22 protein-coding genes and 1 pseudogene are annotated in these 20,320 nt (G+C 70.3%); 5 read left to right on the top strand and 18 right to left on the bottom strand.

Annotated elements, in window-relative coordinates:
* Positions 1-47: 47 nt before the first annotated feature.
* The 9 genes from BLP62_RS07875 to BLP62_RS07835 form a co-directional block, all read right to left on the bottom strand.
* Positions 48-1,070 carry a glycosyltransferase family 2 protein gene (locus BLP62_RS07875; RefSeq protein ID WP_093007500.1) on the bottom strand — a complete coding sequence of 341 codons (1,023 nt, stop codon included), beginning with the start codon at positions 1,068-1,070 and terminating at the stop codon, positions 48-50.
* Complete coding sequence (locus tag BLP62_RS07870; RefSeq protein ID WP_093007498.1) at positions 1,067-1,738, bottom strand: lysophospholipid acyltransferase family protein; 672 nt, start codon at positions 1,736-1,738, stop codon at positions 1,067-1,069. The genes BLP62_RS07875 and BLP62_RS07870 overlap by 4 nt, the downstream gene beginning before the upstream one ends.
* Positions 1,739-1,742: 4 nt before the next feature.
* Entirely contained in the window at positions 1,743-2,441 is a 699-nt protein-coding gene (locus tag BLP62_RS07865; RefSeq protein ID WP_093007496.1) for a lycopene cyclase domain-containing protein, read from the bottom strand.
* Positions 2,438-3,607, bottom strand: a complete 1,170-nt coding sequence (locus BLP62_RS07860) for a cytochrome P450 (RefSeq protein WP_093007494.1) — start codon at positions 3,605-3,607, stop codon at positions 2,438-2,440. The genes BLP62_RS07865 and BLP62_RS07860 overlap by 4 nt, the downstream gene beginning before the upstream one ends.
* 9 nt (positions 3,608-3,616) lie before the next feature.
* Entirely contained in the window at positions 3,617-3,796 is a 180-nt protein-coding gene (locus BLP62_RS13750) for a hypothetical protein (protein WP_093007492.1), read from the bottom strand.
* 45 nt (positions 3,797-3,841) lie between these two features.
* Positions 3,842-5,104 (bottom strand): deoxyribodipyrimidine photo-lyase, encoded by a 1,263-nt coding sequence (phr, locus tag BLP62_RS07850; RefSeq protein ID WP_093007490.1) that lies wholly within the window; start codon positions 5,102-5,104, stop codon positions 3,842-3,844.
* On the bottom strand, positions 5,104-5,955 hold the full coding sequence (locus tag BLP62_RS07845) for a phytoene/squalene synthase family protein (protein WP_093007488.1): 852 nt from the start codon (positions 5,953-5,955) through the stop codon (positions 5,104-5,106). The genes phr and BLP62_RS07845 overlap by 1 nt, the downstream gene beginning before the upstream one ends.
* A gap of 141 nt (positions 5,956-6,096) precedes the next feature.
* Positions 6,097-7,041: an IS3 family transposase gene (locus tag BLP62_RS07840; protein ID WP_093007486.1), complete on the bottom strand. Its 945-nt coding sequence runs from the start codon at positions 7,039-7,041 to the stop codon at positions 6,097-6,099.
* Positions 7,042-7,046: 5 nt separating this feature from the next.
* Positions 7,047-7,328, bottom strand: coding sequence for a transposase (locus BLP62_RS07835; protein WP_093007484.1), 282 nt, complete (start codon positions 7,326-7,328; stop codon positions 7,047-7,049).
* A gap of 207 nt (positions 7,329-7,535) precedes the next feature.
* Between BLP62_RS07835 and BLP62_RS07830 the strand changes: the two genes are divergently transcribed.
* Genes BLP62_RS07830 through BLP62_RS07815 form a run of 4 tightly spaced genes read left to right on the top strand, consistent with a single transcriptional unit; the run spans position 7,536 to position 11,017 of the window.
* Positions 7,536-8,660, top strand: coding sequence for a transposase (locus tag BLP62_RS07830; protein WP_008632315.1), 1,125 nt, complete (start codon positions 7,536-7,538; stop codon positions 8,658-8,660).
* Between the two features lie 52 nt (positions 8,661-8,712).
* A complete protein-coding gene (carH, locus tag BLP62_RS07825) occupies positions 8,713-9,564 on the top strand; it encodes an HTH-type transcriptional repressor CarH (protein WP_093007482.1) in 852 nt (283 codons plus the stop codon).
* On the top strand, positions 9,561-10,148 hold the full coding sequence (gene ldrP, locus BLP62_RS07820) for a transcriptional regulator LdrP (RefSeq protein WP_093007480.1): 588 nt from the start codon (positions 9,561-9,563) through the stop codon (positions 10,146-10,148). Before carH ends, ldrP begins: the two co-directional genes overlap by 4 nt.
* 5 nt (positions 10,149-10,153) lie before the next feature.
* Positions 10,154-11,017 carry an NAD-dependent epimerase/dehydratase family protein gene (locus tag BLP62_RS07815; protein WP_093007478.1) on the top strand — a complete coding sequence of 288 codons (864 nt, stop codon included), beginning with the start codon at positions 10,154-10,156 and terminating at the stop codon, positions 11,015-11,017.
* A 111-nt stretch (positions 11,018-11,128) separates the two neighbouring features.
* Here BLP62_RS07815 and uvsE read toward each other — a convergent pair.
* The 5 genes and pseudogenes from uvsE to BLP62_RS07790 form a co-directional block, all read right to left on the bottom strand.
* Positions 11,129-11,947: pseudogene (uvsE, locus tag BLP62_RS07810) on the bottom strand (UV DNA damage repair endonuclease UvsE); the annotation flags it as partial.
* The gene (locus tag BLP62_RS07805; RefSeq protein WP_093007476.1) at positions 11,944-12,456 is read right to left on the bottom strand and encodes a YceI family protein; all 513 of its coding nucleotides are present in this window, start codon (positions 12,454-12,456) and stop codon (positions 11,944-11,946) included. The pseudogene uvsE and the gene BLP62_RS07805, both read right to left, overlap by 4 nt.
* On the bottom strand, positions 12,453-12,959 hold the full coding sequence (locus tag BLP62_RS07800) for a flavin reductase family protein (RefSeq protein WP_093007474.1): 507 nt from the start codon (positions 12,957-12,959) through the stop codon (positions 12,453-12,455). The genes BLP62_RS07805 and BLP62_RS07800 overlap by 4 nt, the downstream gene beginning before the upstream one ends.
* The gene (locus tag BLP62_RS07795; RefSeq protein WP_093007546.1) at positions 12,960-13,583 is read right to left on the bottom strand and encodes an SDR family NAD(P)-dependent oxidoreductase; all 624 of its coding nucleotides are present in this window, start codon (positions 13,581-13,583) and stop codon (positions 12,960-12,962) included.
* Between the two features lie 61 nt (positions 13,584-13,644).
* Positions 13,645-15,084 carry an SDR family oxidoreductase gene (locus tag BLP62_RS07790; protein ID WP_093007472.1) on the bottom strand — a complete coding sequence of 480 codons (1,440 nt, stop codon included), beginning with the start codon at positions 15,082-15,084 and terminating at the stop codon, positions 13,645-13,647.
* An 83-nt stretch (positions 15,085-15,167) separates the two neighbouring features.
* On the opposite strand from BLP62_RS07790, the gene BLP62_RS07785 reads away from it, so the two are divergent.
* Complete coding sequence (locus BLP62_RS07785) at positions 15,168-16,571, top strand: phytoene desaturase family protein (RefSeq protein WP_093007470.1); 1,404 nt, start codon at positions 15,168-15,170, stop codon at positions 16,569-16,571.
* Here BLP62_RS07785 and BLP62_RS07780 read toward each other — a convergent pair.
* The 4 genes from BLP62_RS07780 to BLP62_RS07765 all read right to left on the bottom strand — a co-directional run bounded on the left by BLP62_RS07780 (position 16,486) and on the right by BLP62_RS07765 (position 20,238).
* A complete protein-coding gene (locus BLP62_RS07780; protein ID WP_176758168.1) occupies positions 16,486-17,757 on the bottom strand; it encodes an alpha/beta fold hydrolase in 1,272 nt (423 codons plus the stop codon). The genes BLP62_RS07785 and BLP62_RS07780 overlap by 86 nt on opposite strands.
* Positions 17,758-17,762: 5 nt before the next feature.
* Complete coding sequence (locus tag BLP62_RS07775) at positions 17,763-18,515, bottom strand: methyltransferase domain-containing protein (RefSeq protein ID WP_093007466.1); 753 nt, start codon at positions 18,513-18,515, stop codon at positions 17,763-17,765.
* Positions 18,502-19,167 carry a DUF4397 domain-containing protein gene (locus BLP62_RS07770; RefSeq protein WP_093007464.1) on the bottom strand — a complete coding sequence of 222 codons (666 nt, stop codon included), beginning with the start codon at positions 19,165-19,167 and terminating at the stop codon, positions 18,502-18,504. The genes BLP62_RS07775 and BLP62_RS07770 overlap by 14 nt, the downstream gene beginning before the upstream one ends.
* A gap of 306 nt (positions 19,168-19,473) precedes the next feature.
* Complete coding sequence (locus BLP62_RS07765) at positions 19,474-20,238, bottom strand: YeeE/YedE thiosulfate transporter family protein (protein ID WP_241374193.1); 765 nt, start codon at positions 20,236-20,238, stop codon at positions 19,474-19,476.
* Positions 20,239-20,320: the final 82 nt, after the last annotated feature.

The following is a 20,320-nucleotide window of genomic DNA, read 5'->3' as shown; positions in this document are numbered from 1 at the left end:
ACCAGGCTGTGGGTCCACTCCAGCCTTTCCCGGGGGACCAGCCAGCGTCACACCTTCCGCCCCTTCCAGCGCCTTCCCGGGAGGAGGGCCAGGAGGTAGACGGGGAGGAGGAGAAGGGGGGCGAGGGGCGTGAGGAGGGCGGGCCAGAGGGGCCCCCCGAGGGCCTTCTGCACCCAAAGCCGCTCCAGAAGGCCCATAAGCCCAAGTTCCCAACGCCCAAAGAGCCAAGGCAGGGTGTAGAGGGCGAGGTGGTAAAAGGCCGAGCCCAGGAGGACGGCGGGGTTCTTCAGGTGGACCGCCAGAAAGTTCTTCGCGAAGCCCGCCACCGCCTCCCCGTAGCCCCGGTACATCCGCGCCCGGAAAAGCCCCCTGCCCAGGAAGAGGCCGTAGGTCCGCGCCCTTCGGGCCAGGGCCACGTCCTCCAGGACCTCCCCCTTCACCGCTTCGTGCCCCCCGAGGGCGAGGTAGGCCGCCCTTCGGAAGGCCAGGACCTGGCCGTTCGCCACCCGTAGCCCTTCTAGAAGAGGGTGGGGGAGGAAGGAGAGGAGCCCGTGCATCACGAAGGCCACCAGGGCGCCCTCCCTAAGGCCCACCTCCTGGCGGGGGAGGGCGGAGACCATCTCCTTCCCCTCCAGGGCCTCCAGAAGCCCCCCCAAGGCCCCCTCCTCCCAGAGGACGTCGGCGTCGGTGAAGACCAAGACCTCCCCCCGCGCCTCCTGGGCGAGCTGGAAGCAGGCCCAGTTCTTCCCCGTCCAGCCCGGGGGCAGGGGGGCGCCCCGGAGGAGGCGGAAGGCGGGGTGGTGCCCCGCCGCCTCCAGGGCGGCCTGGGCGGTGCCGTCCTCGGAGAGGTCGTCCAGGACGAGGACCTCGAGGGCCCCCTGCCGGAGGAGGGCGGGGAGGGTCTTCTTTAGGTTTTCCGCCTCGTTCCGGGCCGGCACGAGAATGGAGGCCGTGGGCCTCGGGGGCGTGGGGCGAGGCCTTAGGCGGGGGAAGGCGAGGAGGTTATGGAGGAGGGCGAGCCACCTCAGGAGGAGGAAAAGGAAGACCCCGAAGAAGAAGTCCCCCGTCATGGCCGAAAGAGCCTCACCAGGGGAAGCACCCTTTCCTCCAGGCTCCTCTTCCCCCGAAGCACCTCCCGGAAGCCCTCTGGCACCTCCCGGGGGTGGGTTTGGGCGAGGAGGGCGTCCAGCCCCTGGAGAAGCCCCCCCAGGGCCCTGGCCTCCTTGGGGGGGATGGGCTTCCCGATCCAGACGAAGGCCTCGGGGTGCTCGTACCCCCGGAGGGCCACCCTTAAGGCCACGGGGAGGAGGGGAACCCCCGCCTTTTCCGCAAGCCAAGAAGCCCCTTCCCGAAGGGGCCCCAGGGGCCCCGGGTAGCGCATGGCCCCCTCGGGGAAGAGGGCCACCCACTCCCCCCGCTTAAGCCTCCGCAGGGCCTCCCGCACCCGCCCCGCCTCCAAGGCCCCCACAAGCTTCAGCACGGGGAAGGCCCGCAGGTTCTCCTCGGCCACGAGGAGGCTTAGGGGCCTCTGGTAGAGTTTCCCCAGAAGCCACGCCAGGTGGCCGTCAAAGAAGCCGTGGTGGTTCAGGACGAGGACCAGGGGGCCCGCGGGCGCCTCCCCCCTCAGGTAGACCCCCCGGAGGCTCCCCTTGAGGCTTCGCAGGAGGAGGGCCTCCACCACGAGGCCCAGGGCCTTGCCCGTGGGCCTTTCCTTCAGGCGTTCCCAGAGGTCGGCCACGGGGTTATCTTAGGCGCCTCAGGGCCTCGGGGTGCCAGGCGAGGAGGAGGCCCTGGACCACGGCCAGGTTGGTGAAGAGGAAGAAGGCCATCTCCTCCAGGGGAAGCCCGAAGGCCCCGAGGCCTAGGGTGTACTGGGGGGAGATCCACCAGATCCCCTCCCGGATGGCCCAGGCGTCGGCGAACCAGAGGTAGAGGGTGGGGAAGGCCACCCCGAGGAGGAGGGCCCGCCGCCAGCCCCAGAGGAGGTCTCCCCCGAAGGCCCACTGCAGGAGGAAGACGGGGGCGAAGTAGGCGAGGATAAGCCCCAGGTAAAGCCCCTTCCCCCCGAGGGCGAGGAGGAGGACCCCCAGGGCGGCCACGAGGAGCCACACCCCGCCCCCCACCACCCGGGCGAGGCCCCGCCCCGCCGAAGGCGGCGCCCCTGCCACCCGGTGGAGGAAGGCCCCGGTGAGGAGGGGCTGGAGGAGGAAGAAGAGGTACTCCTCCAGGGGCACGTACCCGAGGCGCAGGAGCACCCTCCCTTCTGGGTAGCCCCAGACCCCTTTCCACACCAGGTAGTTGTCCCAGGGGGTGGTGTAAAGGAGGGCGATGAGGGGCATGAGGAGGTAGGCCCAGAGCCTAGGGGGCCGGGGAAGGCCCGTGGCCAGGAGGAGGAGGAGGGGCGGGAGGAGGAAGACGAGGTGGAAGGCGAGGTAGGTCACGCCCGCACCTCCTCCTTGGGCCGCGCGGGAAGCCCGCCTTCGGGCCTCAAGGTGACCTGGGCGAGGACCCGGGGGAAGGGGAGAGGGTCTAGGCGGAAGCGGCGGAAGAAGGCCTGCAGGACGATGGGGCCCTCGAGGAGGGCGAAGTCCCGCCCCAGGCAGAGCCTCTGCCCCAGGCCGAAGGGGAAGTAGCGCCCGGAAGGGGTCCCCCTTTCCTCCAGGAAGCGCTCGGGCCGGAAGGCCTCCCCATCGGGGAAGTAGAGCCTCTGGGTCACGTAAGGGGAGAGGACCAGGGTGGCGCCCGGGGGGAGCCGATCCTTTCCCAGGAGGAGGGGCCTCTCCAGCCTCCGGGTGAGGACCCAGGCGGGGGGGAAGAGCCTCAGGGCCTCCTGGAAGGCGGCGAGGGCCATGGCCCCGTCCTCCGCCACCTTCTCCTGCCAGTCGGGGCGGTGGGAGAGGAGGAGGAAGGACCAGGTGAGGGCGCTCGCCACCGTCTCGTGGCCCGCCACCAGGAGGGTCACCGCCTCGCTTAAGGCCCGTTCCCGGGGGAGGTGGGAGAGGGGCGGGTGGGCGATGAGCCCCTCCGCCTCGCGGTAGAGGGCGGCCCGGTCCTTCCGGAAGCGGGCCTCGGCGGGGAGGTCCAGGAGGGCCAGGGGGCTTCGGGTCTGGGCCATGATCCGGTCCAGGGCCTTAAGGGCGTGCTCCGCGAGGCTTGGGGAGAGGGGCTTTCCGAAGAGGGCCCGCCCGAGGAGGCGTAGGGAGAGGGCGAGCATCTCCCGGTCCAGGTCCCGCTCCTCCCCCCGCCACTCCCCGAAGAAGGCCCGGGCCTCCTCCTCCATGGCCTCCCGGTAGGTCCTGACCGCCTTGGGCAGGAAGGGGTCCTTGAGGGCCTTGCGGGCCTCCTTCCAGCTTTTCCCCCAGTCGGTGAGGAGGCCCCTTCCCGTGAGGCGGGAGAGGGCCCGGTACTGGAAGGTGGCCTTGGTGGTCCCCTCGGCGAGGAGCGCCCCCTCCACCCCCTCGGGGTCAAAGACCAGGGCCAGGGGGAAGCCCGGCAGGGGAAGGAGGAGCCGGGGGTGGGCCCGGCCCCACTCCAGGAGGACGGCGAGGGGATCTTGCTGGAGGTTTCTTAGGTAGGGCTGGACCTCCCTCAGGGAAAGGCGCTTCATGGGAGCATCTTAACGGCGCACCAGGGGGCAGTACCCCGAGCGGGCCATGAGGAGGGCGAGGAGGGCCAGGCCCCCGAAGAGGAGCTTCTCGGGGCGGAAGAGGGCGAGGAGGAGGAAGAGGGCCGCCAGGGCGTAGCGGAAGAGGGCGATGGCCTTGAGGGCCTTTTCCGGGTCCTTCACCTTGAACATGCCCGCACTCTACCGGGGAAGCCCCTCCCAGGAGTGTACCCCCGCCTACCCTCGGGGGAGGCCCTTCGCCAGGCGCAGGTAGCGCCTCCTCGCCTCCTCCAGGTCCACCACGGGGTCCTTGGGGGCGTAGGAGGGGTACTCCGGGGCCCAGCGCTTGAGCCAACGCCCCTCGGGGTCGTGCCGTTCCCCTTGGGCCACCAGGTTGAAGACCCGGAAGTAGGGGGCGGCGTCCACCCCAAGCCCTCCCGCCCACTGCCAGCCCTGGAGGTTCACCGCCCGGTCCCCGTCCAGGAGGAGGTGGCGGAAGGCCTCCTCCGCCCTCCTCCAGGGGAGGAGGAGGTACTTCACCGCGAACTGGGCCACGGCCATGCGGGCCCGGTTGGAGAGGAAGCCCGTGGCCCTGAGCTCCCGCATGGCGGCGTCCACCAGGGGGACCCCCGTCTTCCCCTCGTACCAGGCCTGAAAGAGGGCCTCGTCCTCCTCCCAGGGGAAGGCCTGGAACCTCGGGTCCAGGGGCCTTTCCGCCATCCAGGGGAAATGGTAGAGGAGGTGGTAGGAGAAGTCCCGCCAAAGGAGCTCGGCCACCCACTTCCTCGCCCCCTCCCCGCCCCGCCTCTTAGCCTCCCAGGCGGCAAGCCTCGGGGAGAGGGCCCCCAGGGCGAAGTAGGGGGAAAGCCTCGAGCCCCCCTCCCCGTCCAGCCGGTCCCGTTCCTCGGCGTAGCGGGGAAGCTTGGCCTCGAGGAAGCCCCAAAGCCGCCTCAAGGCCGCCTCCTCCCCCGGCTCGGGGAGGGGAAGCCCCGGGTCTTCCCGGGGGATCTCCCCCTCCTCCGGCCCCTTAGGCAGGGCCTCGGGAGGGGGGAGGGGCGGGTCGGCCCCCCGGTAGAGGCGGCTAAAGGGGGTGTAGACCCGGTAGGGCTTGGGGAGGTCGGGGGGGAGGAGGTGGGGGGCGGGGAGGAGGTGGAGGGGGACGGGAAGGGCCTCGGCCACCCGGGCGTCCCGGTGGTGGCCGTAGGGGGTGTAGCCCTTCAGGGCGTAGACCCCTTGGGCCTTAAGCCTCCTCGCCGCCTCGGGCACCTTCTCCCAAGGGAGGCCCTCCAGGACCCAAAGGGCCCCGCCCCGGGCCCGGTAGGCCTCCCTAAGGGCCCGGACGTTCTCCAGGAACCAGGCCCGCCGCCTCGGGGTGGTCTTCAGGTTGTTGGGGTCCAGGACCACGAGGCCCACCACCGGCCCCCGGGCCAGGGCCTCGAGGAGGGCCGGGTGGTCGTGGAGGCGGAGGTCGCCCCGGTGCCAGACGAGAAAGGGGCCCATCAGGGGCTTTCCTCCAGGCTTGGGGGAAAGCGGGCGGCAAGGAAGGCCTTGGGCACGAGGAAGGCCCTTTCCCAGGCCTTGAGGTGGGCCCGCCTCCCCAGGTTGTCGTAGCCCGAAAGCCTGAGCTTGTCCAGGATCCCCCGGTACTGCAAGGCGGCAAGGGCGATGGCCGCCCGGCCCACCTTGAGGTGGCCCAGGCCCGCAAGCCCCTCCCGGTAGAGGGCCCGGGCCTTCCCCTCCAGGTGGGCCATGAGGGCGCGGTACTCCGGGGTGATGCGCCCCGCCATAAGGTCGCTCAGGCGCACCCCGTAGGCTTCCAGGAGCTCCATGGGCAGGTAGACCCGGTCCCGCCTCAGGTCCTCCCCCACGTCCCGGAGGATGTTGGTGAGCTGCAGGGCCTGGCCCAGCTGGACCGCCCGGGCCTCCGCCTCCCCATTCCCCCCGGCGATGGGGGCCATCATCCGCCCCACGGTGCCCGCCACCTGGTAGCAGTAGCGGAGGAGCTCTTCCTCTGTCCTGAGCCGCACGGGGCCGAGGTCGGTTTGGAAGCCCTCCCGCATGTGGGCGAAGGCCTCAAAGGGGATGTCCCAGCGCTCCAGGGCCCAGGCGAGGCCCTTCTCCCACTCGGCGAGGGGCCTCCCCCGGTAGGCCCGCTCCACCCCCGCCCACCAGGCCTCTAGGGCCTTGGGGCCCCCGCCCTCCCCGTCCACCGCCTCGTCCCCCAGGCGGCAGGCGGCGTAGACCGCCCAGGCCCCCTTGCGGGCCTCCTTGGGGAAGAGGAGGCTTCCCAGGTAGAAGGTGGCGGAGTGGGCCCGGAGGATCCGGAGGAGGGCTTTCCAATCGGGCTCCATACTGAGTTCAGTTTTAGTGTACCCCTTTTACGGGACTTTTGTCCCGCCCACACTCGGCCAAGCTGTACAAGCAGGACTTTACCCACATCTCCGTTTCGTGGTAAATCTCCCCTTGATCCAGCCCCCTAAACTTAGACACTTTCACCCTGCCTCCCATGTGATGTCCTGTGTGCTTTGCCCCAGCGCCTCCTCCATCACCTCCCTCGGCGTCCGATAACCGAGCCCCGAGTGCAACCGGCTCTCGTGGTAGTAGCGTAGGCGCTCCTTCACCACCTCCTTTAGCTCCCCAAGGCTTCTGGCCTCCAAAAACTGGTCTCCCCCCTCCCCCTTGAACCGGGCAAAAAAGCTCTCCATCGTGGGATTTCCTTTAGCCCCCATCAGGCTGTAGGAAAGCCGCTGCCCGTCCCTGAGAAGAAGCGTCCCCACCCAGTCGTGGCTCAGGAAAGGTCCCCCCTGGTCGTGGTGCACCAGGGCCCTGGGGAGCCTCCCCACCTGGGCCTGGAGAAAGGTCTTGGCCTCCTCCCACGCCTCCAGAGCCAGCTCCGCCGAGGGAGAAGGCCCTAAACCCCAGGCCACCACCGTCCGCGTCCTGTGGTCTAGGATGGGTACGAACCAGGCCTTCCCTCCCCGGTAGGGCAGGAGGGTGAAGTCGGTGTACAGGAGCTCAAAGGGCTCCGGTTCCCTCTGCTTCAGCAGGAAACCCCGGAGGTCGGCCTTGTCCCCGGCCAAAAGCACGATCTGCAGCAGGGGGTTGGGCTTGGGCTTCCGGGCGGTGCGTTTCAGGGAGAGGTGGAAGTCCTGCAGTAGGCGGTGGACCCGTTTGTGGTTGACCGGAATGCCCTTTCTGTGGAGCTCCTCGGTGACCCGGCGGTAGCCGTACTCGGGGTGCTCCAGCAGGATCTCTTCGATGGCCCTCTTGAGGCGGCGCTCCTCCCCCTCCCTCTTCCTGTCCGCCTCCACCTTCTGCTTCCGGTAGTAGTACCAGGTGGCCCGAGGGATCTCCAGGGCACTCAGGACGATGGGCAGGGGAGCCAGACCCTGGGCCAGCGCCTCGCGGGCCAGGTCGATGCGCTCGCCCAGGGTCATCCGCTTTACCTCCCCTGCCCGAGGAAGTTTTTTAGGAGGGCGATCTCCACTTCCTTTTTGCCGATGAGCTGTTCCAGGTCGCGGATCTTCTTCTCCAGCTCCTTCTCCTGGGTCTCGTTGGAGAAGATGGTGGCCCCCTTCTCCATGAGCTCCGCCTTCCACTTCACGATGGTGTTGGGGTGGACGTTGTAGATGCGGGCGAGTTCCACCAGGCTCTTCTCCCCCTTGATGGCCTCCAGAGCTGCTTGAAACTTAACCTGTGGGGGTACCGCTTTGGGCTTCTTCATCTTGACCTCCCGGATGAGGTCATCCTACATCAAAATCAGCGTCTAGTCTAGAGGGTTCATATCCCCTTGCGGGCGCAGCCCGTATCTGGTACCGGGGGTGATCCATGGACATGCTCAAGGTGGCCGAGGCCAGGCTCCAGGAGTTCACGGGCCGTTTTGCGAGCGTTTTCCCCCGATAAGCGCCTCCACCGACGGTTTGAAGAGGTGGTGCGGGGCGCCTTGGCCGCAGGCTCAGCCCGGGTGAGCGAGATGGTGGCCTCGCTCCCTTCTCCCCTCCAGAACCGCTTCCACCAGGCCAAAGCCCTTTACCGCTTCCTGTCCAACCCACGGGTGGAGGCAGAAGCCCTCCTTGACCGGGTCTATCAGGAGAGCGCGACTGCCCTGGAGGGTGAGGAGGTTCTGGTCCTCCTGGACCTGAGCCCGGTGGCCAAGCCCTATGCCCGGGCCCTGGAGGGGATAGCCCGGGTGGGGAAGGATAGGCGGCCCGGGTACGAGCTCCTCACCGCCCTGGGGTTGGACCCCGCGGGGCGGCTGGCCCTGGGGTACGCCCACCTGGTGGCCTACGGGGAGAGGGGGTTTGCCAGCCTGCCCAAGGAGGTGGAGGGAGCCATTGAGGCGGCCCGGGAGCGATTGGGGGGCGTGGGCAGGAGGCTGGTGTATGTGGCGGACCGGGGGTTTGACGACCGGAAGGTGTTTGGGCAGGTGCTGGCCCTGGGGGAGGAGTTCGTGGTGCGGGTCTACCGGGACCGGAAGCTTGGGGAGGGGGGTTCTCTGGCGAAGGTGGCTTCTTCCCTGGCCCTTCCCTGTGGGGAGGAGGTGGAGCTGAGGGTAGGGGGCAGGTACCAGCGGGTGCGGCTCCACTTCGGATGGAGGGAGGTGGAGGTGGAGGGGAGGCGGCTCCACCTGGTGGTCTGCCGGGTGCCAGCCCTGGGGCGGCGTGGGGAGTGGTGGCTACTGACCAGCTTGCCGGTGAGGGGGAGGGAGGAGGCGGCGCAGGTGGTGGAGGCGTACCGCAGGCGGTGGGAGGTGGAGCGGTTCTTCCGGCTTTTGAAGACGGGGCTGGGGCTTGAGACCTTCCAGGTGCGGGGGCTTGCCCGGATCCGGAAGGTGGTGGCGGTTTTGCTGGGGCTGGCGGTGTTCCTTTGGGAAGTTGAGCGGTTGGGGGATCCGTTCAAGGGGTTTCTTTTGCAGCTCGGGGGCAAGCTGGGGCTGCCCAGCGAGAGGGATGGTCCGTACCTGCTCCTGAGGGGCCTGGTTCGCCTGCTCAACTATGAAGTCACCCAAGAACTCTTGAAGCAGGCTAAGGGAGGGCGAGGAAGGAGTTTTGGGTAAAGCCCTGGTACAAGACCTTGACAGGAGTTGTACAACCTGCTACCCTTAGGCCATGACCTCCTCCGGGGTGTACAGCATCGCCGAGGTGGAGGCCATGACCGGCCTCTCCGCCGAGGTGCTCCGCCAGTGGGAGCGCCGCTACGGCTTCCCCAAGCCCCTGCGCACCCCGGGGGGGCACCGCCTCTACCGTCTGGAGGACGTGGAGGCCCTGAAGACCATCAAGCGCTGGCTGGAGGAGGGGGCCACGCCCAAGGCCGCCATCCGCCGCTACCTGGCCCAGGAGGTGCGCCTCGAGGGCCTGGGGGCCGACCTCATCCAGGCCCTCCTCCGGGGGGACCTCGCCGGGGCCGAGGCCCTCTTCCGCCGGGGCCTCAGGCTCTTGGGCCCGGAGGGCGCCCTGAAGCACCTCCTCCTCCCCGTCCTCCGGGAGGTGGGGGAGGCCTGGCACCGGGGGGAGATCGGGGTGGCGGAGGAGCACCTGGCCTCCACTTTCCTCCGGGCGCGGCTCCAGGAGCTTTTGGACCTCGCGGGCCTTCCCCCGGGGCCCCCCGTCCTCGTCACCACGCCCCCCGGGGAGCGGCACGAGATGGGGGCCATGCTCGCCGCCTACCACCTCCGCCGCCGGGGGCTTCCCGCCCTCTACCTGGGCCCCGACACCCCCCTGCCCGACCTCAGGGCCCTGGCCCGGCGGCTTGGGGCGAGGGCCGTGGTCCTCTCCGCCCTCCTCTCTGAGCCCTTGAGGGCCCTTCCCGACGGGGCCCTCAAGGACCTCGCCCCCCGGGTCTTCCTCGGGGGGCAGGGGGCGGACCCGGAGGAGGCCAGGAGGCTTGGCGCCGAGCACTTGGAGGCGCCCGAGGCCCTCGCCGAGGCCCTTTGGCTGGAGACGGAAAAGGAGGAAGCATGAAGAGGTTTGGCCGCAAGGAGACCATCTACCTGAGGGGGGAGAACGCCCACACCCTCTACCGCCTGGAGGAGGGGCTGGTGCGGGTGGTGGAGCTTTTGCCCGACGGGCGCATCCTCACCCTGCGCCACGTCCTCCCGGGGGACTTCTTTGGCGAGGAGGCCTTGGAGGGCAAGCGCTACCGCTACACCGCGGAGGCCATGACGGAGGCCGTGGTCCAGGGGTTTGACCCCAAGGCCATGTCCCACGAGGCCCTGCACCAGGTGGCGAAGAACCTCGCCCGGCAGATGCGGCGGGTCCACGCCTACGAGGCCCACCTGCAGACGGGAGAGCTTCGGGCCCGCATCGCCCGCTACCTCCTCTTCCTCGCCGACACCCCGGCCTCCTACCGGGACGAGAAGGGCCTCTACGTCACCGTCTCCCACGAGGAGATCGCCGACGCCACCGCCTCCACCCGCGAGTCGGTGTCCAAGATCCTCTCCGACCTCCGCCAAGGGGGCCTCATCGCCACCGCCTACCGCAAGGTGTACCTCCTGAACCTTCAGGCCCTCGAGGCCGAGGCGGAAGGGGCCTTGGAGGCGGCCTAGCGCCCATGCGGGTTTTCGTCGTGGGCGGGACGGGGTTCGTGGGCCAGGAGGTGGTGCGGGCCCTCCTTAAGCGGGGCCACACCCCCCTGGTCCTTGCCCGCAGGTCCAGGCCCCTCCCCGAGGGGGCGGTCCTGGTAGAGGGGGACATCGCCAAGGAAGCCCCGGACCTCCAGGGGGCGGAGGCCGCCATCTACCTGGCGGGCCTCATCCGAGAGGGGGAGCAGACCTTTCAGGCGGTGCACGTGGAGGGGGTGAGGAACCTCCTAAGGGCCATGGAGCGGGCCGGGGTGGGCCGCCTCCTCCACATGTCCGCCCTGGGGGCAAGGCCAGACGCCCCAAGCCGTTACCACCGGACCAAGGCGGAAGGGGAGGCCCTGGTGCGCCAAAGCGGCCTAAGCCACGCCATCTTCCGCCCAAGCCTCATCTTCGGCCCCGGGGACGGGTTCTTCGGGGGGGTCCTTAGGGGCCTCGTCTGTGCCCCCCTTCCCTTCGTCCCCCTCATCGGGGACGGGAGCTTTCCTTTCCGGCCCGTGTACGTGGGGGACGTGGCGGAGGCCTTCGTGGAGGCCTTGGAGCGGGGCCTCGAGGGCACCTACGACCTGGTGGGGCCTAAGGAGTACACCTTCCGCGAGCTCCTCCTCCTGGTGATGGAGGCCTTGGGGAGGAAGAAGCCCTTCCTGCCCCTACCCCTTTGGCTCATGGACCGCCTCGTGCCCCTCCTTTCCCTCCTCCCCTTCAGCCCCCTCACCCTGGACCAGTACCTCATGCTCAAGGAGGGGAACACCGCCCCCTTCCCCGAGGCCCTTAAGGAAATCCTGCCCACGCCCCAGGCCCCGGAGGAGGTCTTGCCCCAGTACCTCCATTGCTAAGTGCCCGCACCTTGATTTCGCCACATGGGACGCCGGGGGTAGGGCTTTGCGAAGGCTCTTTTGGGGCCCCCGCTCTGGCGCAAGCCAGAGCGGGGTACTTAGGCCCCGCTCCTTGCCCTTGGCCTCCACCATGACGTCGGCCGGGGCGGGCAAGGCGGCAAGCAGGCGCTCCCAGTCCCTCTTCCTTACCCGGAAGGCGTGGGCCCCGGGGCGCTTTTTAGGGTCCTGGCTTGCCAGGTGCACCTTGGGCCGGCCCCGCCAGGTGGGAAAGGTGAGGCGGAAGGCCTCCTCCAGGGAGAGCCTCCCGGGGTTTAGGGCGTGGTGAAGGGTGTCCACCACCACGGGCACCCCCAGGGCCTCCGCCGCCTCCAGGGCCTCCTCCACGTTCCAGAGCCTCTCGTCGTTCTCCAGGGCCAGGTAGCGCAGGACCTCCCCCTCCCCCCGGAGGTTTTCCACGAAGCGGCGGAGGGCCCTCCCCTTCTCCCCGTAGGCCCCGCCCAGGTGGAGGACCAAGACCCCGTCTTCCGCCCCGAGGAGGGAGAGGACCCGGGCGGAGTAGCGGAGCTCCATTAGGGAGCGCTCCACCACCTTGGGGTCTTGGCTTCCCGGGTTCACGTAGGGCCCAGGGTGCATGGAAAGCCGCTGGCCGAGGGCACGGGCCAGGGCCCCGAGGCGCCCCAAGGCCTCCTTGTGGGCTCCTTCCCAGTCGTAGGGGAAAAGGGGGTGGGAGGCGAAGGGGATGAGGTGCTGGCCGATGCGGAAGAGGGCGAAGCCGTGTTCGGCGTTGAAGCGGAGGATCCTTTCCAGGTCCTTTAGGTTTTGCGCCACCTTCTCCCGCACCCGCTCCTCGGTGAGGTGGGCGAGGCGCAGGGTGCGGTTGGTGGTGGCCTTCAGGGTGAGGTTCTCGCAGGGGTAGCCCAGGCGGATCACCGGAGAAGCCTCGCCTCCAGGTAGACCTCCACCTCGTCCCGGACCTCGAGGAAGAGGAACCTCGGCCGCTCCAGGCCCCACTGGGAAAAGCGGGTGGCGAAGCGCCCCGAGAAGCGGTACCCCCCTCCCTCCTCCCGAAGCTCCCCAAGGACCCTCACGGGAAGCTTCTTCCCCGCCATCTCCAGCTCCCCTTCCACCACGAACCCGGAGCCTTCCCGGTAGGCCCTTTGGGGGTAGAGGCAGGCCTCGGGGTAGGCCTCGGCCTTCAGGATCTTCCGCGCCTTCTCGTCCCGCTCGGCGTTCCCCGAGTCCCAGGCCGCCTGCTTTAGGCAGACCTTTCCCGAGGCCTTCTCCCGCCCGTCCCAAAGCACCTCCCCCCGGGCCGTGGGGTTCACCCCCTCCCAGCTTCCCAAGGGGTAGTACCCCCGGTAGCGGGCCACCCCCTCCACGGCCAGGGGGGCCTGGGCCTGGGCCAGGAGGAGGAAGGCGAGGAGGAAAGCCCCCCTCACGGCCCACCCCCTCCCGAGGGGGAGAAGCGCCAGCGCTCCCCCAAGGTGGCGTAGTCCCGGAAGCCCAGGAAGAGGATGGGCCTGAGCCTGGCCTCGGGGCTTCCCTCCACGTGGACCACGTCCCCCAGGAAGAGGGCGTGGTCCCCGTCCATGGGCCACTCCGTCACCTTCAGCTCAAACACCGCCAGGGCCTTTTCCGGGACCAAGGTGTGGGCGAGCCTCCGGGCAGGCCTAAGGGCCACCCCGAGCCTCTCCGCCTTCCGGGCCTTCCTCCCCGTGAGGTAGCCCGCCCGCACCACCCAGGCCCGCTCCTCCCAGGGGAGGAAGGAAAGGGCCGCCTCGGAAAGCTCCCGCAGAAGGCTTAGGGTGTGGTTCTTCCGGTCCACGGCGAGGAGGAAGCGGAAGGGGCTTTTGGAAACGGGGGTCCACCAGGCCATGGGCATGAAGTTCTCCCCCGAGGAGAGGAGGGCGAGGCGCATGGGGTAGAAGAAGCTCCGGTACACCTAGACCTCCAGAACCTGCGGGGGAGGGTCCTTGAGGACCCCCTCCAGGACCTTCCGGGCCGCTTCCTCCGGGGAGAGGGCCCCCTTGGGCGGCCCCCCGAGGGGGGCCCAAAGCCCCGTGGCCACGGCGGGAAGCCGCACCAGGACGAGGTGCACCCCCTCCCGGGCGAGCTCCTTCCGGGCGGCCTCGAGGTAGGCCTCGAGGGCCCCCTTGGCCGCGGCGTAGGCGGCGAAGCCGGGAACCTGGACGTACCGGGGGTAGGCCCCGAAGAAGACCGCCCTTGCTCCCCGCTGGAAGCGGGCGTGCTTCAGGAGGAAGGCCGCGGTGAGGAGGTGGGCGGCGAGCATCCCCTCCAGGAGGTCCCGCCCCGCCTCCCGCACGGAGGCCCGCCCCGCCTTTCCCACGGCGTGGACCAGGAGGTCCAAGGGCCCCACCTCCTCCAGGAGGGCCTTGGCCTCCAGCTCGTCGGCGAGGTCTGCGGGAAGCGCCCTGGCCCCAAGCTCCCGGGCGAGCTCCAAGAGGGCCCCGGCCCGCCTCCCCGAGAGGAAGAGCTCGTGCCCCTTAAAGGCCCGGGCGAAGGCGCCCCCCAGGCCTCCCGTGGCTCCGGCGATGAGGACCCGCATGGCCTTCAGGCTAGGGCCTGGGGCGGCTTTGGTTTGTAGGGCAGGGAGAAAAGGGCTCCTCTCACCCCGCCCCACCTCGCGGTGGCGCATGGGCGGCTTCGGCCTCGCGGACGATGGCCCGCGCCAGGTCGCTGAAGATGCGCCGGTGGATGGGGTAAAGGGCCCACCAGTAGAGGAAGCCCGTGAGGCCCTTGGGCTCAAAGTAGGCGGTCTGGACGAGGAGGCTTCCCCCCTCCTCCTCCCGGGCCTCCCACTCCAGCCAGGCCCGTCCGGGCAGGCGCATCTCCGCCCTTAGGCGGAGGAGCCTCGGGGGCTCCACCGCCTCCACCCGCCAGAAGTCCACCGCCTCCCCGGGGAGGAGCTCGGTGGGGTGGCGCCTCCCCCGCCTCAGGCCCGGCCCCCCGAGGAGGCGGTCCAGAAGGCCCCTCAAGGCCCAGGCCCAGTTCCAGACGAGCCAGCCCCTCTCCCCTCCCAAAGAGGCGAAGCTCCGGAAGAGGGCCTCCGGAGAGGCCTGGGTGCGGAGGGCGCGGACCTCGCGGATGAGGCCCTCCCGGTCCTCGAGGCGGAACCCCCCGCCGTAAAGCGCCCCCGACCAGCGCGTCTCCACCTCCCCCAGGGCGATCCTCTCCAGGGCGAGCTCCACCGCCTTGCGGTAGGGGATGGGCGAGACCTCGGGGAAAAGGGCCCGGGCCCGGGCGGTGTCCGCCACCAGGGGGTGGAGGATCCCCTCCACCAAGGGGAGGGCAAGCCGGTTGGGAATGGGGGTGACGAGGCCCACCCAGAGGGCGGCAAGCCTCGGGGCGAGGACGGGGACGGGGAGGATGACCCGCTTAAGCCCCCGCACCTCGGCGTAAGTCTCCATCATGGCTTTGAAGGAGAGGGGCTCGGCGCCGATCTCCACCACCCCGGAAGGCCCCCTCTCCAGGGCCAGGAGGAGGTAGGCCAGCACGTCGCGGATGGCGATGGGGGAGACGGGGTTCAGCACCCAGCGGGGGGCCAGCATGACGGGCAGGCGCTCCGTGAGGTAGCGGACCATCTCAAAGCTCGCCGACCCTGAGCCCACGATGGGCCCGGCCCGAAACTCCGTGGCGGGAAGGCTCCCCCTCAGCACCTCCCCCACCTGGGCCCGGCTTCGCAGGTGGGGGGAGGGCTTCCCCTCCTTGGGCAGGAGGCCCCCGAGGTAGACCACGTGCGCAAGGCCCACCTCCCGGCCCACCCGGGCGAAGGCCTCCGCCTGGCGGCGCTCCGCCTCCTGGAAGGCCCTCTCCGAGAGCATGGCGTGGACCAGGTAGTAGGCGGCCTCCACCCCCTCCAGGGCCCGCCTCAAGGCCTCCTCGTCCTCCAGGCTCCCCTGGACCACCTCCACCCCCTTGGCCCAGGGCCTTCCTGCAAGCCGCGCCTCGTCCCGCACCAGGACCCGCACCTCGTGCCCCCGCTCCAGGAGGCGGGGCACGAGCCTCCCCCCCACGTACCCCGTGGCCCCCGTGACCAGGACGCGCACGCCCCAAGCCTACACCCCTCTTCCCCCGGGAAAAGGGCGGTAGGCCAAGGTCTTGCCGGAAAAGAGGCGCTACCCTGGCCCCCGTGCGGGCTTTGGTGGTGGGGGCGGGGATCGGGGGGCTCGTGGCGGCCCGGGCCCTGCAGAAGGCCGGGCTAGAGGTGCTGGTCCTCGAGGCCCACACCTACCCGGGGGGCCTCGCCGGAACCTTCACCCACAGGGGGCACCGCCTGGACGCCGGGGCCACCCTGCTTTCCGGCTTCGCTCCCGAAGGCCCCATGGCCCTCATCGCGGAGGCCCTGGAGGTGCGCTTCCCCGTGGAGCCCCTCCCTGAGGGCTTCCCCCTCCTCGAGGTCCACCTGCCCCGGGGAAGGGTGGTGCGGCCCGTGGGGCGGGAGGCGGAGCGGGAGGCCCAGCGGGACTTCTTCGGGCCAGAGGTCCTCCCCTTCTGGCGCTGGCAGGAGGAGAGGGCCAAGGCCCTCCTCCGCCTCGCTCCCCGCCTCCCCTGGCCCCCCGAGAGGGAGGAGCTTCCCCGCCTCCTCGCCCTCGTGCCCGAGCTTCTCCCCCTCCTCCCCGACCTCTTCTTGAAGGCGGTCCACCGGGCCCCCCAGGACCCCCACTTCCTCCGCTTCCTGGACGCCCAGCTCCTCATCGCAAGCCAGGCGGAGGCGGGGCGCACCTACGCCCTCTACGCCGCTTTGGCCCTGGACCTCCCCCACATGGGCTCAGCCCTCGCCCCAGAAGGCGTGGGGCGGGTGGCGGAGGCCCTGGCGGAGGGCCTTCCCGTGCGCTACAAGGCCCGGGCGGAGAGGCTTCTCCTCCGGGAGGGGCGGGCCTTCGCCGTGGAGGTGGCCTACGGGGGAAGAAGGCGGGGGGAAAGGGAGGTGGTGGAGGCCGACCTCTTCGTCCTGGACGTCCCCCTCGCCCCCCTTCTCGGCCTTCCCCTCAAGGCGCCCAAGGACGCCTGGGGGGCCTTCGTGGTCCACGGGGTCCTGCCCTTTAGGGCCCCTCCCCCCTACTTCCGGCAAAACGCCAGGGAAAAGCCCTTCGCCTTCCTCTCCCTGCGCCCCGAGGGGGAGAAGACGGCCTTCGCCCTAAGCCTCCACACCCCCCTCGCCCTCTGGGAGGGGCTTTCCCGGGAGGAGTACGGAAGGCTCAAGGCCCGGTGGGGGGAGATGGCCCTACGCCTTGGGGAGGCCCTTCTCCCGGGGCTGAGGGAGGCGGAGTTCCTCCTCTTCGGCACCCCCAGGACCTACGCCCGCTTCGCCGGGCGGGCCTGGGTGGGGGGGTATCCCCAGACCCACCCCTTCCGCTTCCCCCGGGTGCGGCCCTTTCCCAACGTCTTCCGGGTGGGGGAAGGGGTCTTCCCGGGGCAGAGCGTCCCCGCGGCAGCCCTCTCCGGGCTCAGGGCGGCCCGCCTGGCCCTAGAAGCCCTAGGCCTTGCAGGTAGCGAAGGAGAAGCCCGGCCGTCCTTCCCTCCCTCTCCGTGAGGAGGTCCAGGTGGGTGAGGCCGGGGAGGACCTGGGCGCGGGCCTCCGTCCCCGGGAAGAGTTCTCCCAGAAGGAAGTTCTCCGCCCTCGGGTAGAGGCCCCGCCCGGCCCCTAAGGCGAGCACCGGGTAGGGCAGGGCCCGGGGCTTGAGGCCCCGGAGGACGTAGGGGTACCCCCCCACCTCCAGGAGGAGCCGGTAGGGGAAGTACCACTCGGAAAAGCCCGTCTCGGGGAGGGCGAAGGCCCTCAGGAAGGCCCTGGGGTCCGTGGCCTCCCCCGTGTCCCGCCAGGCGACGGGGCCCGCCCTCGGCCCCCGCACCGTGCGCACAAGCCGCCCCTGGAGGAGGCCAAAAAGGCTAAAGCCCTCCCTGGCCCAGGCCCGGCCCACGCTCACGCTGAAGACGGGAAGGAGGCTGTAGTCGTCGTCCACCCGGAGGAGGGCCAAGGCCTCCCGGGTGGCCCGGTAGGGCCCGAAGGGAAGGACTTCCTCGGGCCTTTTCGCCGCCAGGAAGGCCTCGGCCTCGGCCAGGGCGAGCGCCTCAGGCCCAAGGCCCAAAAACTCCACGACAGGGCTTCCCTCCCCTCGGAGGAAGGCCCGGTAGCCCACGAAGCGGCCAAAGGGGAGGTCTGTCCCTTCATAAAAGGCCTCCTCCGTGAGGCGCGCCACCCCGGGGGCCCCGTCCAGGAGGACGAGGCCGGAAAGCTTCTCCCCGTGGAGGAGGGCGTAAAGCCCGGCGAGGGCCGCCCCCAGGGAGTGGCCCCCGAGGACCACGGGGGCGCGCCTCCTGGCCTCCTCCACCGCCAGGTCCAGGTCCTTGAGGTGCACCTCCAAGCCCCACGCCCTTAAGGGGGTGAGGTCGGGGAGGGGCATGCGCCGGTAGTAGGCCACGGGGTCCTCCTGAAGGAAGCCCCGGCGGTCCTCGAGGCCATTGGCCCGCCTCTCCCAGGCCCAGACCTCGAGGTCCGGGTCAAGGGCGCGCAGGTGCTCGGCCAACAGGGCGAAGTTGGTGCTTCCCCCGAGAAGCCCCGGCACCAGGAGGAGGAGGGCCTTGGGCCTTGGGGCGGGGTAGACGAGGGCGTAACTATGGTCCAGGTCGGGCCGCCCCGTGTCCGCCCCGGGGAGGGCCCGGTACTCCTGGCCTTGGGCCAGGAGGAGGGCGAGGGAAAAGGCCAAAAGCCGCCTCATGCCCCTCACCCTACCTCGGCGAGGACGAGGCCAATGAGGCCTAGCCTCCGGACCTCGGCCTGGAAGCCCGCCCCTTCCAAGAGGCGGAGGAGGGCTTCCGGGGAGGGGCGGAAAAGCCCGAGGGAGGCCCCGGGGCCGAGGAGGAGGAGGCCGAAAAGCCTCCCCCCAGGCCTTAGGACCCGCCTCGCCTCCCGGGCCGCCGCCATGGGGTCAAAAAACTCGTTCCAGGTGGGCCCGATGGCCACGCCCCCGAAGGCCCCCTCCCGGAAGGGAAGCCTCTCCCCGTGGGCGAGGAGGTAGGCTCCCGGGCGGCGCTTCCGGGCCACCCTCAGGAAGGCGGGGGAAGGGTCCACCCCCACCATCCCCTCCCCCAGGGCCTCCCGGTAGACCCCGGTCCCCGTGCCCACGTCCAAAAAAGGCCCTCCCGTAGGAAGAAGCCACTCCCGGAGGAGGGCGAGCTCCCCGGCGAGGTCCAGGCGCCCCCCGGAGAGGAGGCCCGTGGAGCGGGTGCGCCAGAGGTCGTAGCCCAAGGCCACGGGGGGAAACCGGTTGACGAGGGCGAGGAGGGGCCTTTCCCGGAAGGCCCGGAGGTCCAGAAAGCCCCCCTTCCAGGGGAACGCCCGGCCACACCCGGGGCATCCCTCCTCGAGGAGGGGCCCCCGGCAGAAGGGGCAGGCGAGGAGGGGAGGGAGCCAAGGGGGAACCCCCTCCCCGGGAGGCCCCGGGAAGGGGGGCTTGGGAGCCTCAGCGGTTCCCACCGAGGACGGTGGCGTCCACCACGGGGACCACGGTGAGGGTCCCCTCCTTGAGGCTCCCCACGGCGAAGACCGTGTAGACCTTGCCCGGCTCCAGCTCTACCCCGGGAAGGCTCAGGGCCACGGTGTCGGTGCCCGCCGCCCGGACCTCGAGGTCATAGGTCCCCGCGGCCACGGAGAGGTAGGGGCTCGCCTGGGGGAAGGGAAGGCCCGCGAGGAGCACGGGGCCCCCCTTCACCGCCACGTCCACCGCCGGGGCGTCGGGGGAGGCGTGGACCACCCGGATCCGGGCGTACCCCGCCCTGGGGAAGAAGCCGGCGAGGAGGTCCGTGTAGACCTGGGGCCGGATCTGGGCCAGGAAGCCCGTGGCGGCCACGGTGTAGTAGACCCCTTCCTTCAAGTCCAGCTCGGCGTCCATCACCACGGGGGCGTCCTGCCCCGCAGGCACCACCTGGACCCGGACCTTGGCGGCGGGGAGGGGGAGGTAAGGGGTGACCTCCTTGAAGGCCAGGCCGGTGATGGCCCGCTGCCCGTTCACCAGGACGTCCACCGCCGGGGCGTCCGGGGAGAGGTGGGCCACCCGCACCATGGCCCCTTGGCCTAGGGCCAGACCCACCAAGCCCGTCAAAACCATAGCGAAAAACCCGCGTTTCATGCCTGTTCACCTCCAGGCCTTGAGCCTAGCCGGGAGGCCTCGGGAGAACCTGGGTTTGAACCACAAAGAACTTCCAAAAGTAGCCGGGCCTACGCTGCGTGGAAGCCCCTGGGTGCCGAGGTGCGCCTTGTGGCTGCCTCCTGGCTATGGACCCGTGCCCCATGCTCAGGACGCCCCCTTTCCCGGGGCCCTAAGGGCCGTCCTGCTAAGCGGCTGCACGTTGATTCCGCAACACGGGTGGCCCGAAATAAGGCTTGGGAAGGTCTTTTTGGGGCCCCCACCGCGGCGAAAGCCGCGGTGGGGTACTTAGAGCCTGTGGGCCTCGAGGCCCTCCTTCCCACCTGCCTGCGGTGCGGATCCCCCTTCGTTCTCCAAGCGGCAGACGGGCCTAAGCCGCACCCCTAGGGCCGTCCCCAATAGGGCGAAGACTCCCCAGAGGGGGCCGTGGAGGCTGAAGGAGGCGGTACCCCCCAGGTAGGCCCCGATGTTGCACCCCCCGGCAAGCCGGGCCCCATAGCCCATGAGCACCCCGCCTAGGAAGACGCCCAGGTGGGTGCTCCAGGGAATTCGGCGAAGGTCCTTCAGACGTAGGCTTCCGCTTAGGGCCGCCCCCAGAAAGGCCCCCAGGAAGAGGCCGAAGTTGGTGACGCTGGTGGCGTCCCTCAGCACGCTCTCCTGCAGCCTCTCGGCGAAGGGGGGGTTGTGGAAGAGGGCCCAGTCCAGCACCGGGACCCCCAAGGCCTGGGCCAGCTTGCCCCCCCAGAGGGCGAAGGCCGCTGTCACCCCCCAGGGGCGGCCCTGGAGAAGGAGGAGAAGGAGGCTCCCCAGGGCCAGGAGAAAGGCCCCAGCGGCCAGGCTCCAGGGGCCGAAGAGGGGGTGGGTGGCCTCTTGGCGGAGGAGGGGCTCGAGCCTTCCCCGCCTCCTCCGCTCCACCTGGCTCACCCCCAGGTACAAGGCGGCGAGAAGCCCCATCCAGAGGGCAAGGCCCAGGTACGGGGAGGGGAACCAGGTGAGGGCGCTTCCCGGGGTCCAGGCGGGGAGGGCCTGCCAAAAGGGGAGGTGGTAACCCAAGTTGCTACCTATCCCCTGGATCTGAAAAAATAGTGGCCGCTATGCTTTCCCGTCTCATAGCGGCCTTTTGCATTATAGACGA

The sequence above is a fragment of the Thermus arciformis genome (assembly GCF_900102145.1).
In the GTDB taxonomy this organism is placed as follows: domain Bacteria; phylum Deinococcota; class Deinococci; order Deinococcales; family Thermaceae; genus Thermus; species Thermus arciformis.
This window is presented reverse-complemented; position numbering and strand designations above follow the sequence as displayed.